15 protein-coding genes are annotated in these 14730 nt (G+C 38.0%); 13 read left to right on the forward strand and 2 right to left on the reverse strand.

Annotated elements, in window-relative coordinates; genetic code table 11:
- Positions 1-72: 72 nt before the first annotated feature.
- Together BK009_RS12210 and BK009_RS12215 are read right to left on the reverse strand one after the other, a co-directional pair.
- Positions 73-738, reverse strand: coding sequence for an RraA family protein (locus tag BK009_RS12210; RefSeq protein ID WP_236950994.1), 666 nt, complete (start codon positions 736-738; stop codon positions 73-75).
- Positions 739-754: 16 nt separating this feature from the next.
- Positions 755-1045, reverse strand: coding sequence for a DUF211 domain-containing protein (locus tag BK009_RS12215; RefSeq protein ID WP_100904772.1), 291 nt, complete (start codon positions 1043-1045; stop codon positions 755-757).
- Between the two features lie 321 nt (positions 1046-1366).
- Here BK009_RS12215 and BK009_RS12220 point away from each other — a divergent pair, with 321 nt between their 5' ends.
- The 13 genes from BK009_RS12220 (at position 1367) to BK009_RS12280 (ending at position 14503) form a co-directional block, all read left to right on the forward strand.
- Complete coding sequence (locus tag BK009_RS12220) at positions 1367-1786, forward strand: toprim domain-containing protein (protein ID WP_100904771.1); 420 nt, start codon at positions 1367-1369, stop codon at positions 1784-1786.
- Between the two features lie 85 nt (positions 1787-1871).
- Positions 1872-3032, forward strand: coding sequence for a DNA primase DnaG (gene dnaG, locus BK009_RS12225; RefSeq protein ID WP_100909686.1), 1161 nt, complete (start codon positions 1872-1874; stop codon positions 3030-3032).
- Between the two features lie 192 nt (positions 3033-3224).
- Entirely contained in the window at positions 3225-4736 is a 1512-nt protein-coding gene (locus BK009_RS12230; RefSeq protein WP_100907484.1) for an ATP-binding protein, read from the forward strand.
- A gap of 167 nt (positions 4737-4903) precedes the next feature.
- Complete coding sequence (gene xerA, locus BK009_RS12235; RefSeq protein WP_100909687.1) at positions 4904-5902, forward strand: site-specific tyrosine recombinase/integron integrase; 999 nt, start codon at positions 4904-4906, stop codon at positions 5900-5902.
- Positions 5903-6298: 396 nt separating this feature from the next.
- Positions 6299-6601, forward strand: a complete 303-nt coding sequence (locus BK009_RS12240; RefSeq protein WP_100907486.1) for a PadR family transcriptional regulator — start codon at positions 6299-6301, stop codon at positions 6599-6601.
- Positions 6602-6737: 136 nt separating this feature from the next.
- Positions 6738-7925, forward strand: coding sequence for an MFS transporter (locus BK009_RS12245; protein WP_169923174.1), 1188 nt, complete (start codon positions 6738-6740; stop codon positions 7923-7925).
- A gap of 141 nt (positions 7926-8066) precedes the next feature.
- Positions 8067-9215 (forward strand): hypothetical protein, encoded by a 1149-nt coding sequence (locus BK009_RS12250; RefSeq protein WP_100909688.1) that lies wholly within the window; start codon positions 8067-8069, stop codon positions 9213-9215.
- A gap of 67 nt (positions 9216-9282) precedes the next feature.
- On the forward strand, positions 9283-9753 hold the full coding sequence (locus BK009_RS12255; protein WP_100907200.1) for a helix-turn-helix domain-containing protein: 471 nt from the start codon (positions 9283-9285) through the stop codon (positions 9751-9753).
- A complete protein-coding gene (locus tag BK009_RS12260; protein WP_100907199.1) occupies positions 9714-10409 on the forward strand; it encodes a hypothetical protein in 696 nt (231 codons plus the stop codon). The genes BK009_RS12255 and BK009_RS12260 overlap by 40 nt, the downstream gene beginning before the upstream one ends.
- Before the next feature lie 258 nt (positions 10410-10667).
- The gene (locus tag BK009_RS12265; RefSeq protein WP_100909689.1) at positions 10668-11624 is read left to right on the forward strand and encodes a YbgA family protein; all 957 of its coding nucleotides are present in this window, start codon (positions 10668-10670) and stop codon (positions 11622-11624) included.
- 168 nt (positions 11625-11792) lie between these two features.
- Positions 11793-13142 carry a deoxyribodipyrimidine photo-lyase gene (gene phrB / locus BK009_RS12270; protein ID WP_100909690.1) on the forward strand — a complete coding sequence of 450 codons (1350 nt, stop codon included), beginning with the start codon at positions 11793-11795 and terminating at the stop codon, positions 13140-13142.
- A gap of 254 nt (positions 13143-13396) precedes the next feature.
- Positions 13397-14014 carry a biotin transporter BioY gene (locus BK009_RS12275; RefSeq protein WP_100904765.1) on the forward strand — a complete coding sequence of 206 codons (618 nt, stop codon included), beginning with the start codon at positions 13397-13399 and terminating at the stop codon, positions 14012-14014.
- 51 nt (positions 14015-14065) lie between these two features.
- On the forward strand, positions 14066-14503 hold the full coding sequence (locus BK009_RS12280) for a DUF1284 domain-containing protein (protein WP_100909691.1): 438 nt from the start codon (positions 14066-14068) through the stop codon (positions 14501-14503).
- Positions 14504-14730 lie beyond the last annotated feature (227 nt).

A 14730-nucleotide genomic window follows, 5' to 3' on the forward strand; every position in this document is an offset into this window, starting at 1 on the left:
GGATGTAAAAATAATCCACATCCAAAATAATTATGTACAACAATTTTAAAGGTTATTAATATTTAATTACAATCAAATTCCTAAAATATCAGATAAAGATACACCTTCTTCAAGTTCACGAAGTATTTTATCCTCATTATTTTTAATCTGCATTGACTTTTTGATCACATTATCCAAAAGTACTTCAGCCACCACCACTACTCCACAGTCATCACCAAAGATCCAGTCTCCAGTTTTAACTTTAACCCCTCCACAATCTAGGGGAATGTTAATTTTCCCCTCGGCCCGTGGTGTTCCAGCATGGGGGACTACAGAACTTGAAAAAACAGGGTAATTCAGTTCTCGGACTGCAGATACATCCCGCATTGCACCATAGATCACCGTGGCTTGAATACCTTTTTTCTGGGCGTATTTACTAAATAATTCACCCCATACTCCAATTTTATCCCCGTCACAACATATAAAAACTATTTCGCCCTTTTTGGCAGTTTCAATAGCTTTTAATGAAGTTCCCCAATCGTCCTGTTGGGTTTTAACCGTGACTACCCTACCACTTATCTTTAGATCATCCTTGATAGGTTTTACACCGGGAATAACTCCGTACTCCCCAGTCAAATTTTTTAGGGAATCTGAAATCTGAGACGTGCTTACTCCTAGGTTTTCCAGGCTAAAATCATTGTGTTTTCCTTTTTTTGGGGATGAAAATTGTCCTAATAAAAAATCAGCGGAAATTTCCATTTTATTACCCATAAAATCAGTCCTGAGGGGTGGTTACTTCTTCAACCATGGTCCTACCAGCCACAACTTCGTCAACACTGTGTATGGAACCACCGTACTGTTCAATGGCCTTACTTATTTCCTCAAAGTCCAGGTCGTTACCCTGCATGGTGACCTTTATGTTTTCAGTCTCCTTATCAATTTCCATGAGAGTAACGTTAACACCTTCCACACCACTTACTTCGCTTATAAACTTGGCAAAATAGGGTAATGTTGGTTCATGGGGTTTTAATACATCTAGCACGATTCTAATGAGACCTTTTGCCAATTTAGGCCCTCCAATTGTCTGTAATCAATGTTTTCATTTTAAATTCTATGTGTAATTCCATGTATAAATTCTTTATTGGGAATATTATAAAACTTTATGCACAAATACACCCCAAAATTCACATGAGAAAATTAAACATGCTATTAAAGTTTTAAAGAACTTTAAATTAATAAAACAATCGTTGTTAAGCACAGGGAGTCCTATAATCCTATTTAAACAATTTTAGTGGGAAAGAAGTATTGTTGATTACTTCAATTTTATATAGGAGATGGTTTATATTATTCTGTAGATACTTATTAGCACCATCAAAAGGGCTTTAACATGAGTTTTATAAAGTTGTCCAATTTAATCGAAGAGCTTAAGATCATTGGGGAACAGGGAATACCAGTTCTAATTGAAGGTCAAAAAGATGAAAGGGCCTTGAGAGAACTAGGGGTCAACGGTAATTTCATAAAAGTTTCCGGTTCAGGACTTAAACTCTTTGAGATAGCGGAGATAGCAGCTCAATCATCATCAAGAGTAGTTATATTAACTGACTTTGATCGAAAAGGCAATCAACTTGCCAAAAGATTATCAGAGGATATTCAAAGCCTCGGTTCTCATCCGGACCTCCGATTAAGGAGAACCATAATGGGTATAACCCGTCGTTTTATTAAGGATATCGAGAGCCTCCCTCGGCATATGGAACAACTGGAACTTGAAGAAAACCCATCTGGTGGGCAATGGTATTACTATCACTAGTAGTATTATCCAGATACTGATACTTCAGGCTGCATGACTACGCCTCATTATCAGCAGTATCTATACATTGATGGAGGCCCAAAAAATGGGAAAAGAAGAAATCAGTACAACTAAATATCTTATTCACGCTCAAATAAATGCTAACGGAATTGTGGAGAAACCAGATGTGGTTGGTGCCATATTCGGACAAACAGAAGGACTTTTAAGTAATGATTTGGATTTAAGGGAACTACAAAAAACCGGCAGAATCGGCAGGATCAAAGTGAATATCAACTCAAAAGCAGGCCGATCCAAAGGGGAAATAGTTATTCCCTCCAGTCTCGACCGGGTGGAAACCGCCATCCTGGCTGCATCCCTGGAAACCATAAACCGGGTAGGTCCCTGCGAAGCCTACATACAGGTTAACAAAGTGGAAGATGTAAGGGCAGTTAAAAGAAGGAAAGTAGTGGACCGTGCCAAAGAGCTCTATAAGGGGATGATGGAAGAAGTCACCCCGGAAAGCCTCAAAATGATTGAAGAGGTTAAAGAAGCCATGCGTATCCACGAAATCACTGATTTCGGTCATGATAAACTTCCTGCAGGACCCAATGTAGCATCATCCGACGCAATCCTGGTGGTGGAAGGCCGTGCCGATGTTTTAAACCTACTCCGCTACGGTGTGAAGAATGCCATAGCAGTGGAGGGAGTCAGCGTACCCAAAACCGTGGCCGAACTCACCAAGAAAAAAACCGTAACTGCCTTCTTAGATGGAGACCGGGGCGGTGACTTAATTCTCAAGGAACTTCTCCAGGTAGGGGAACTGGACTATGTAACCCGTGCCCCTCGCGGTAAAGAAGTGGAAGATCTCACCAAAGATGAAGTAATGGTAGCTTTACGGGATAAAATACCGGTAGAACAGATATATCATGACCTGGGAATAAAACTGGATAAACCAGAAAAGAAACCAGCAGACAAAACCCCTGATAAAATCAAATTACTCAAAGGAATACTCAAAGATGTGGAAGGCTCAGGGAACGCAGAAATCCTGGATGATGCTTTAAACATCCTCAAAGAAGTGAAAGTAGAATCCCTCTACGATGAAATAAAAGGTTTACAGAATGAGGGTGCCTACGCTGTGGTTTTTGATGGAGTGGTAAGTCAGAGACTGGTTGACATCGCCAAGGAAAAAGGATTAAAACAGATTGTGGCAGTACGAATGAGTGAAGTTGTTAAAAAACCAAGTCCACTGAAGATCATTACCCGATAGAATATTTGGGATGAATAGTGATAATTTACTCTTTCGAGCAATCTAAACTTACTAGATTACCGATGATAGTTGCAGTGGCCTGTAACTATCAAAACATTTTATTTTCATTTATTATACAATTTTTTTAATTTATCCACCAGGATTTCATACAAAACCCTAAAATAGGGGGTAAAAAATTTTTGAGGTGTTATTATGTATATTAACATGAAAAATGAATCTTTAAGAGATTTCCAGAGTACTGCTGATATTCAAATACCTCAAGATCCGCTTGAAAGGGTTATTGGGCATGATGATATTATAAAATTTGTTAAAATAGCTGCTAAACAGCGTAGAAATCTCCTTTTGGTTGGACCTCCTGGGATAGGAAAATCTCTCATAGCTAAAGCCATCTCAGTACACCTAACTAAACCACAAGAAGAAATCACGGTTGTTCAAAATCCAGAAAGACCAGAACGGCCCTTTGTAGAAATTAAAACCCGTAAAGAAATAGAAAGTGAAATCAAAGAGTTAAGGAGAGCTGAGGGGGAATTGGTCAGTCCCCAGGATGTTCCAGAATTGGTGGCAGAACGACTTGGATTCCGCTGCCCGAACTGTGAAAGCTACACCAGCGCCTATCAAAGTATCTGCCCTCAATGTGGGGCAGACAAATATTCCCATATTAACGCCCGTCGGAAAAACCTGGGGGATCTTTTGGGAATGTTTGAGATGAACAGTGGTCCAGTGAGCATTCCCCAGGACAGGGTTACCACCACCCGCATGAATCAGGGTAGGGAAGAGGTGGTGATTTACCAGCGATCAGATGGGGATAAAATTAAAATACTGGACCAGCACGCCCTGGAAAAGAGAAGGGAAATGGTTGAGGAAAAACCCAAAAACATAATTGTCCCCCTGGAAAGAAAAAGTTTCATCCAGGCAACCGGGGCCAGTGAAACAGAATTACTGGGTGATGTCCGCCATGATCCATATGGAGGACATCCTGATCTTGGAACACAGCCATACGAACGGGTTGTTCCCGGTGCAGTTCATGAGGCACATGAAGGAGTGCTTTTCATTGATGAAATAGTTCATATAGCATCTCTGCAGCGTTATATCTTGAGTGCCATGCAGGATAAGGTGTTTCCCATTGTGGGCCGAAACCCCCAAAGCGCAGGAAGTTCAGTGAAAGTGGAAGATGTTCCCTGTGATTTCATCTTCGTAGCGGCCTGCAACATCCGGGATATACAGTACATATTACCTCCGTTACGCTCCCGTATCCAGGGAGAAGGGTATGAAATACTAATGCGCACCACTATGCCGGATAACATGGAAAACCAGGCTAAAATGGCACAGTTCGTGGCCCAGGAGATTGAACTGGATGGGAAAATACCCCATGCCACCAGGAGTGCAGTTGAAATAATTGTGGAAGAGGCCCGGAGAAGAGCACGTGTTATAGATGACCAGAGTGATGCCCTGACTTTAAGACTTCGTGATCTGGGTGGTCTAGTGCGAATGGCCGGTGATATGGCAGTTATGGATGGAAGTTCTTTAATTGGAGATAAACACATAAAATTCGCTGTTAAAAATGCCATATCCATTGAGGACCAAATTCTGGAACGTTACCAATCCTTTGAACAGGCCATGGATCGTGATCTTTCCAGTTCACAGAAAATGCATTCTGTTGGAAAAGGCACACCCAACGACCATGTGGACCGTAGCTACCTTTAAAGACCCATTATTCTTTGGGTTTATTTTTTTTGTTTTTAATTTGAAGTTGTACTATTAATCCAATATTAATTTGGAAAATGAAAAGATTTAATTATTTCAAGTGGGATACTGTTATAAAGATAGCTTGTATTTTAGTTTAACCAATAAAAAAATTTATTATTGATACTATGAACCATTATTCCAACGGAAACTGGAAATCATCACAGGGGGATCCCACCCAAATCAAAAGATTCATGGGAACTGCTTCTGAATACCCTCAGGAAAAGAACTTTTTAGAAGCCTTTGACCTTCCGGAAATGATGGAAGACTATCTATTTGAACTGGAAATACGTAACTACTCACGTAACACTATTAAAACATACAGATCCATCATCAACAATTTCTACAAGTTCCTAAGGGGCGAAAAGGAATTATATGATGAAAGGCAGGTTTTAAGGGGTTTTAAACGTTACATACGTTATCTGAAGCGAGAGAAAAATGTTTCACAGAATTATATTTACCTGGTTACGGTGGTGGTCAAGAAATTCTTTGAGTTCGGTGGGATACACATCCTGGAGGAGGTTAAGACTCCTAAAAGAACCAAATCTCTTCCTAAATCCCTTAATGAGGAGGAGGTTAAAAGTCTAATTAACGCTCTGGATACTCATGATCCTTTGGATTCAGCATCTATTACATCAGAATCTCTAAAAATTAGGAATAAGCTATTATTAGCCTTGTTATACTCTTCAGGTCTGCGCGTGTCGGAGCTGGTGACTATTCAAACTAACCATGTGGATTTGGATGAGAGAACCATCCGGATCAGGGGAAAAGGTGAAAAAGACAGAATAGTTCTTTTTGATGACGCCACCAAATTAATGATTGAGGATTTCCTGGAAAAAAGAACCTGTGAGAGTGAATACCTTTTTGTGAATCGTTCTGGAAATCATCTCACACCCCGCTATGTGCAGATGATGATAAAGGATTATGCACGGGTAGCAGGTATTAAAAAGAAAGTAACTCCTCATATATTACGGCATTCATTTGCCACACACCTATTAAAAAATGGTGTGGATATCAGGGCAATTCAACAGCTTTTAGGGCACTCTAACTTGTCTACAACTCAAATATATACTAGTGTGGATATGGAGACGCTTAAAAATGTCTATGACCGTGCTAAATTGCGTTGAATATTTATCATCTCAACATTTCATATTATTCTTTTAAAGATTCGTAATGGATTTACTGATTTTCCTGAAATTCAATCTTAATAAATGGTGATGATCTTAATTAATAGATGTTATTTAATAACTTTTAATACTATTTTAATAATATTCAATGGTACATACTGGAATAGGTTAGCTTGGATGGTAAATTTATTCTATTTGTATCCCTCAGATCAATTTTTGATATTAATTCTATTTTCTATTCTTTTTTCTTGGAGAATTTTCGAAAAAATTTTGGAAAAATATTTAATCAATAAAATCGATAAACGATATTGGAATAAGATATTGATATTAGATATCGAATATCGATATTAATGGATAGATGTACTAATGGGTAAATCAGTACCAAAGAGGTATAAAATGACATTAAATCGAAAATTCTTCCTGGGTTTTATCCGGATACACATACTATACCATGCCAGTAAAGAAGAGATATACGGGGTTCAAATGATACAGGAACTTAAAAATCACGGTTATGATGTTAGTCCTGGAACAATGTATCCTATTCTGCACTCACTGGAGGGTGAAGGTTTTTTAAAATGTAGAAAAGTAAATGTGCAGGGTAAAATCAGGAAATATTATAAAATAACATCCAAAGGACAGAAAATCCTCAAGGAATCCCGTCAGAAAACAGTTGAACTCATCAATGAAGTTATGAAATAAAAAAAATTGAATTGTCATGAAGATATTTTAGGGCGAAAATGTTTAGGAATGAAATCCAACTAAGTTTAATCTGGAGATCCAACTATGTTAATCTGGAGTTTTAACTAAGTTAATCTGGAAAATATGGGGTAAATCTATGTTAAACATCAAATTTAAGCTATCTAAAGACATGGTGAAGGATAATGCACTTAAATTTATAGTTCTCCTGGGCTTTGTAAGCTTACTGGGGGATATGACCTATGAAGGTGCTAGAAGCATTACCGGGCCATACTTGTCTTTACTGGGGGCCAGTGCCGCTGCGGTAGGTTTTGTATCCGGGTTTGGTGAACTAGTGGGTTATTCTCTCCGGTTTGCTTCTGGTTATCTGGCAGATAAAAGCAGGCAATACTGGGCCCTGACCATAATTGGCTATGCTGTGAATCTCCTGGCAGTGCCTCTTCTTGCTCTTGCCGGGAACTGGCCAATGGCAGCCCTACTATTGATCGCTGAAAGAATGGGTAAGGCTATCAGAACTCCTCCCCGGGATGTGATGTTATCCCATGCCACCTCACAGGTGGGTCGTGGTTGGGGATTTGGCCTGCACGAGGCCATGGATCAAATTGGAGCAATATTGGGGCCCCTGATAGTTGCGATTATCTTATATGTCTATGGTAATTACCAGACTGGTTTTGCATTTCTCCTATTACCAGCAATTCTAGCATTAGCTGTCCTGGTTACCTCTAAATTCCTCTACCCCCATCCACATGACTTGGAAGTTCAAGTACCAAAACTAAAAACCAAGGGTTTAATGAAGGTTTACTGGATATACATCGTTGCGGTGGTTTTTATTGCCCTAGGATTTGCTGATTTTCCACTGGTGGCCTACCACTTCCAGAAGGTTCAACTGGTTGCCCCGGTGATGATCCCCATTTTCTACTCGGTAGCAATGGGTGTGGATGCCCTGGCAGCCCTTCTGTTCGGAAGATTATTTGATAAGATGGGGATGTGGGCCCTGATAATGGCAGTTATGTGTTCTGCTTTTTTTGCACCCATGGTATTCTGGGGTGACTTTAACTTGGCGTTACTGGGGATGGCACTATGGGGCGTGGGTATGGGGGCTCAAGAATCCATAATGAGAGCCGCAGTGGCTGAAATGTCCCCAGTTAAGGTAAGAGGTTCAGCATATGGGGTTTTCAGTATTATCTATGGTTTTTCATGGTTTGCAGGCAGTTTCATCCTTGGCCTACTATATGATTTTTCATTCACTGCCATGGTGATGTTTTCACTGGGCGCACAGCTTTTATCGGTGATGCCCCTATTTGTAATCCGGAATTATCGTCCTTAGAATGATATTGACACTGTCAAAAACTTGGGGGTTTTTGAAATTTGTGTTTTGATAAACAATTTGGTTATCCTTGTTTAAACTCATTATTTCCTGAAATAAAAAACTAAAAACTTTTATAATAAGGGGAGCATAGTATTTTCTATGCTAAACAGAAAAATACTTGCTCCAATTGATAGTTTGTTTGATCAGAGTTATAAACTTTCCTATTTTTGTGAAGATTTATCGAAATATGAGGAAAATCATTTAAAATCGATTGAAAGAGATGATAATGTATTTAATTCGTTGAATACTTGGTATAAAAAGGATATTTTTCATATTGAGGTGCTGGTTTCTTTTTGTCCGGAGTGTTTCAGTAAATCTGTGATTAAAAATGGAGTTAAAGAAAGAAAACTTTATTTTTATGATGAAGGAGTTGTTAACGCTGAAATTCAAATGTACAAGTGTAAAAAATGTGGTAAAAAGTTTAAAACAGATATATCAGACATTGTAGATGATAATAGTAACTTTTCAAATGAATTCAAAGAAAAATGCGTTGAATTAGCTGGTTTATTCTTGGGATCAATCCGTAAAATTGCTTATAAAATTAAAAAAGACACGGGGATCAGTGTTTCAAGGCAAACAATTGAAAACTGGATACTTGGATATGAAATCCCTAAAAAAGAAGTAAAAAATCTTTATAGTGGTTATTACATTTTTGACGTGGAGTGGATTAAGCTTAACGGCTTTTGGAATTACCGTTTCGCTTTATTCGACAGTAAACAGAATATTATCGTTGCTGATGAAATATACTCCAAAGAGAATTCCACGAACATACAAAAGTTTTTAGAGGAATCCACCAGAAATCAAAAGAAAATAGCAATAACAAGCGATTTAGATGAAAAATATAAACCCATAATTGAAGGATTAGAGTTTACGCATCAGTGGTGTTTATTTCATGTGTTTAAAAACATAAATAAGAAAATAAAAGAATACATAAGAGATAATGAATTGTCTGATGATGAATTAGAGAATATAAGGCAAGAAAAACTAGAAATATTCAGTTTATTTAACAGTAAATCATTTAAAGAAGCTAGAACTCGAATGGATGAAATATTAAATCAAATAAAAGATTATTCAAAGGTTATTCAATCAATTATCATGGATTCGTTAATGCCTTACTTCAAAACATACTTTTCGTACCTTTTAGATGAAAATATTGAACGAACTTCAAATAAATTGGAAAACCAATTCCAAAAAACCTTTCCTAAAAGTATTAAAAGAATAATGAAGATTAAAAAAGGTGGGTGTTGACCCTTCAAAATACTGAAGTTTTATATAGTAGTTAGGACCATATTTATACTTAAGGGGATGTGTTTTTATGGGTGTTCGTGGTCCTAAACCTGGTTTTGTGGATGTGGCTTGTCCTAACAAGAGCTGTGCAGATTACGGGAAAACTGAAAACGGTAATATTGTGGGTAATGGAACCTACCAGACAAAAAATGGTCCTGTTCACAAATTTATTTGTCGAACATGCTCTAAAAGTTTCACTTCACATTCAAATACAATATTACACGATTTAAGAACAAATGAAGAGACAGTTTTTTTGGCTTTGAAAATGATTTTAAAAGGCATGAGTTTACGGAGCACAGCAGAAGTTTTAGGTGTTAAACTGGATACTGTGCGCAGATGGCTGCGCATAGCTTCTGAACACAGCGAAGAAATAAACAAAGTCCTTATGAAAGACATAAAAGTTGATAAAGTGGAGTTAGATGAGTTGTGGACTTTTGTTAAAAAAAAACAGTTCCGAGAATGGAGCATGAATCAGAAGATGAAAGATGGATCTGGTTAAGCTTCGCACCTGAACACAGACTAATCCTAGCAGCCTACGCAGGTGCCATGACTCAAGATGCGGCTGATGAGATTGTTAAACAAACATGTGATCGAATAAACGAAGAGGAATTACCTTTATTTGTCACCGACGGAAGAAAATACTACGCACAAGCACTATTGGACAGATACAGCTATACAAAGGAGTTTTCAAGGACCGATAAACGAGGACGTCCACGAAAACCGAAACAAATGCCATTGCCTGAGTTAAAATATGCTCAAGTAGTGAAGGAGCGAGAGGGAAGTAAAGTGGTTAATATTGAAAAACGCATTATATATGGTATGGAAGAAGATATTGACTTTAGTTTCATCTCTACTTCTTACATAGAACGAGAAAATTTGACTTTAAGACAAGATAACAACAGATTAACAAGAAAAACATTAGGATATTCCAAAAAAGACGAATGGCTCCAACACCACGCCACACTACAAATGACAGACCATAACTTCGTACGAACACACGATTCCCTGAAAAAACCTTGCAAAACACATTTAAATGGTAAATTGTGGAGAAAATATCAAAAAAGAACACCTATGATGTCCGTAGGAATCACAGACCATATCTGGACCCTGGAAGAATTACTAACATTCCCATACCACAAAAACATCAACACATAAAAGGGTCAACACCAAAAGGTGCAATGTCGCGAATAAATATCAGAATAGAAATCCTAAACCAGATAAAGGTTTTTGACTCTTAACCCCCAAGTTTTTGACAGAGCCATGATATTGGTTTTTTATAATAATATAAAGATTAAATTATATATCTAATAAGAGATTACAGTTCAGATTATCAAAATAATCCAAACAGCGGATAACCAGTCTATAAATTAGTATGAGATGGTAAAGAATTAATCGTGGATAGGGGGTGCTTTTTTGTCTTTGAGAAAATTCTCACGACCATACCTGGTTTCAAGTAGATGCATTGAATTTGAGGCTTGCCGTTACAACGGCCTTATTATAAGAAGTAGTATGGTGGAAAAGCTTAAAAAGCACGCTGACTTCGCCCCAGTATGTCCAGAGGTGGAAATTGGGCTGGGAATACCCCGAAAACCTATTCACCTGGAAAAGGACCATGAACAGATAGAACTGGTTCAACCAGCCACTGGATACAATTGCACAGATAAAATGTTAGAATTTTCAGATTCATTTTTAAAGTCCCTTGAGGGTGTTGATGGTTTTATATTGAAAAATAAATCCCCATCATGTGGAGTAAAGGCAGTTAAAGTATATCCTAAAGGTGGAATGTCAAGACCCTGGACAGATGGGATTGGATTATTCGCTGCAGCAGTTTTTAGATGCTACCCACTCACCCCAGTGGAGGATGAGGGACGGTTGCGTAATTATCACCTTCGGGAAAATTTCCTCACCCGTATTTACACCCTGGCAGATTTCAGGCAGAATGTCTCCAATGGTGATTTTAGTAATATACTCGATTTTCACCGTAAAAATAAGCTCTTATTTTCATCATTCAGTCAAATACACTCCCAGAAACTGGGAAGATTGGTATCCAACTCAAAAAAAATACCATTTCCGGAATTGGTTCAAAAATATGGGACTGTTATGAAAGAGATGCTTAAGAATGATCCCCTGCCTCCGGCTAATATTAATGTATTGATGCATGCATTTGGTCATTTTTCCAGGGATCTCACCCCTCCTGAGAAATCATTCTTCCTGGATTCTCTGGAAAAATATCGCCAGGGAAGAGTTCCCCTTCTGGTGAACCAAAACTTACTTAAATCATGGATTATCCGTTTTAACAATGAATATTTGATGGATCAAACTTTTTTCGAACCTTACCCTGAGGAGTTAATGGAAATAACATTCATTTAATCAACTAGTCCTTCAATTTAATCAAAAATTCCCATATATTCAAAAATTACATTGTAAATCACTCAACACTAAACAAGATCCTAATTAAGTGATTTACCGGGATGATAATGGGATTAGATGAGTCCATTAACAGCAGGGTGAATTAATGATCAATCAAGGGGATGAAATATGATCCATACTGAACGTATAAAAAAACTAAACCAGAAACCGTTGAAGGAGGGTGATTATGTTTTATACTGGATGCAGGCTTCTCCCCGGGCACACTGTAACCATGCACTGGAATACGGTATAAAAAAGGCCAACCGCCTTAAAAAACCTTTAGTAGTATTTTTTGGGATAACTAAACAATTTCCGGAGGCCAATAACCGGCATTACACTTTTCTTCTCCAGGGACTTCAGCATGTTCAAAATTCACTGGATAAAAGGGGAATAAAAATGGCTATTCAGATAGTCTCCCCACCGAAAGGTGCAATTGAACTGGCCGAAAATGCTTCAGTGGTGGTTGTGGATAAAGGCTACCTTACTATACAACGTGAATGGGTCAAAAAAGCCATAGATTGGTTAAAATGTTCGTTAATACAGGTGGAAACCAATGTGGTAGTTCCCGTGGAAACTGCATCAGCCAAGGAAGAGTATTCTGCTGCCACTTTCCGCAGAAAGATCAATAAAAAACTGGATGAATTTTTAGTACCCCTTAAAATGGAAAAACTAATTACACATTCTAGTGATATTAACATGGATTCGTATTCATTTGATGATTTACATTCCATTATTTCTCAGTTAGGATTAAAATCTAAAGTGGCCCCTGTTAGTAAATACAAGGGTGGGACTTTGAATGCCATTAAACTACTGGGTACTTTCATTAAACATAAGCTGGATCATTTTCCAGATAGAAATGATCCCAGTACCGACTATCTATCCCATATGAGTCCCTACCTCCACTTCGGCCAAGTATCCCCGTTACATATAGCACTGGAAATTTTGAAAACTAAAAGTCCGGGTAAATCCACCTACCTGGAAGAACTCATCGTCCGCAGAGAATTGGCTGTGAATTTCGTTTATCATAACCCTGAATATGATAATTTGAAATGTCTCCCTGATTGGGCTTACAAAACACTTAGTAAACATCAGAACGATAAACGGGAATATACTTATTCCTTTAAAGAATTTGAAAATGCAGGAACCCATGATCCATACTGGAATGCAGCTCAACTGGAAATGGTCCATACTGGTAAGATGCATGGATACATGCGCATGTACTGGGGTAAAAAAATCCTGGAATGGACTCACGATCCCGAAGAAGCCTACCAAATAGCTCTTAAACTTAACAACAAGTATGAATTAGATGGCCGTGACCCCAATGCTTATGCAGGAGTAGCCTGGTGTTTTGGTAAACATGATCGGGCCTGGAAAGAGCGGGAGATATTTGGGAAGGTACGCTACATGAATGACCGAGGTTTACGCCGAAAATTTAAAATAGATAGTTATGTAGGTGCAGTGAATAACTTGGTAAGTTAAATGGTGGGTTAATTTTATCCATTTAATGTTTTAAAGTTGTAAAAGTCCCCCTTGTTGTATTCGAAAATAATCATGAAGATAACTTTATATTACTAATTGAATCTAATAATTAAAGGAGCTTCATTGGAGCTTTACCTAACTTTCTGAAGATTTTTTAAAATATTAGTATGTGCAGATAAGAACTAAGCAATATCTGCCCTATGAATGTTTAAGTACTTACATATCTCAAAATTCATACATAAAGAGTGATAAAAATGGAAATCAGCATTGATAATTATTTCAGGAAGAGGTATTCGCTTTTCGCATGGCGTTCGAATACTTCTCTGGTAAACAAAGTGATAATGGCTTTTTTCATGGCCTGCATCACTGGAATAATGGCTCAAGTGATAATACCTCTTCCCTGGACTCCTGTCCCAATAACTGCCCAAACTTTCGCCGTTTTAATGGCAGGAGTAGTATTGGGTCGTTGGTGGGGTGGAATTAGTCAGGTAATGTATTTGGCAGTGGGACTACTGGGAGTGCCCTGGTTTGCAGGACTCACTGGTGGTTACGAGATCCTTTTAGGTGCCACTGGAGGGTATTTCCTGGGTTTCATTTTAACCGCATTTGTGATGGGTTACGTCACTGATAATTATGTCCAGTCTCGAAACTTCCGTCCCATGCTGGGTTTGACGTTTTTGGTGAACTTCACCCTTATCTACATACCCGGTCTTTTGGGATTGGGATTGTGGATGTACCTGGTCAAAGGGACCTTCCCCACCTTCTTAACCCTGATAAGTATGGGTCTTCTACCATTCATTCTTGGAGACCTGGTAAAGATAGGTGGTGCAGCAGCACTTACCAAGGTTATAACTCCTAAAGAAAAATATTAAACCCTAAAACAGATTTTAAACAATTAATAAAGTCTATATGGATTTTTTCCTATGTTGATAGATCAGAAGGAGGATGGTTCTGAACCAATAAAGATCAGAGCCCACCATATCCTTTGCATGCAAGGATTCCAGGGACTTGGTTACAGTGAAGAATTCATCATCAACATGGCCCGGATTACTGAAAAAATCCAGAAAAACCCCTCTTTTTTTATTAAAGTTATTACTGAAGCAGATTCTATTTGTAAACACTGCCCTCATCTTCAAAAGGATGTGTGTAATATGGGAACCGACTCAGGGGAAGGTATTAGGGCTATGGATATATCCGTACTGAAAGAATTAGATATGGAGTCAGGATCTTTAATTTCATCCGCCCAACTCACTATTTTTACCGATAATCTCTCTCCAAAGATAGTTAAAACTATTTGTGGAAAATGTCGTTGGCAGAAGGATTGCCTCTACTTTCTGGAAAAATGTTTAATTTACTATTAATGTTTCATTAAGGAAAATCAATTGAACATAATATGCTTCCTAAAACCACAATGGGCTCCTAATTATGCTTCCTAAAAACTCTAATAGGCTTTTTAGATAATAGTTTCCTAAAACCATACTATACTCCCTGTAATATAATAGGGGCTTAAACATAATGGGGTTTTTAAATATTACTATTTCCCTATGTAGTAAGGAATTGTATAAATATTAAAGAAGAAGGGATAAAC

The organism is Methanobacterium subterraneum (assembly GCF_002813695.1).
Taxonomy (GTDB): domain Archaea; phylum Methanobacteriota; class Methanobacteria; order Methanobacteriales; family Methanobacteriaceae; genus Methanobacterium; species Methanobacterium subterraneum.

Bases quoted from the DNA above. Each gene is read 5' to 3' on its own strand.
- BK009_RS12210 (WP_236950994.1), bottom strand. From the start codon at position 738: ATGGAAATTTCCGCTGATTTTTTATTAGGACAATTTTCATCCCCAAAA.
- BK009_RS12220 (WP_100904771.1), top strand. From the start codon at position 1,367: ATGAGTTTTATAAAGTTGTCCAATTTAATCGAAGAGCTTAAGATCATT.
- dnaG (WP_100909686.1), top strand. From the start codon at position 1,872: ATGGGAAAAGAAGAAATCAGTACAACTAAATATCTTATTCACGCTCAA.
- BK009_RS12230 (WP_100907484.1), top strand. From the start codon at position 3,225: ATGTATATTAACATGAAAAATGAATCTTTAAGAGATTTCCAGAGTACT.
- xerA (WP_100909687.1), top strand. From the start codon at position 4,904: ATGAACCATTATTCCAACGGAAACTGGAAATCATCACAGGGGGATCCC.
- BK009_RS12240 (WP_100907486.1), top strand. From the start codon at position 6,299: ATGACATTAAATCGAAAATTCTTCCTGGGTTTTATCCGGATACACATA.
- BK009_RS12245 (WP_169923174.1), top strand. From the start codon at position 6,738: ATGTTAAACATCAAATTTAAGCTATCTAAAGACATGGTGAAGGATAAT.
- BK009_RS12250 (WP_100909688.1), top strand. From the start codon at position 8,067: ATGCTAAACAGAAAAATACTTGCTCCAATTGATAGTTTGTTTGATCAG.
- BK009_RS12255 (WP_100907200.1), top strand. From the start codon at position 9,283: ATGGGTGTTCGTGGTCCTAAACCTGGTTTTGTGGATGTGGCTTGTCCT.
- BK009_RS12260 (WP_100907199.1), top strand. From the start codon at position 9,714: ATGGAGCATGAATCAGAAGATGAAAGATGGATCTGGTTAAGCTTCGCA.
- phrB (WP_100909690.1), top strand. From the start codon at position 11,793: ATGATCCATACTGAACGTATAAAAAAACTAAACCAGAAACCGTTGAAG.
- BK009_RS12275 (WP_100904765.1), top strand. From the start codon at position 13,397: ATGGAAATCAGCATTGATAATTATTTCAGGAAGAGGTATTCGCTTTTC.
- BK009_RS12280 (WP_100909691.1), top strand. From the start codon at position 14,066: ATGTTGATAGATCAGAAGGAGGATGGTTCTGAACCAATAAAGATCAGA.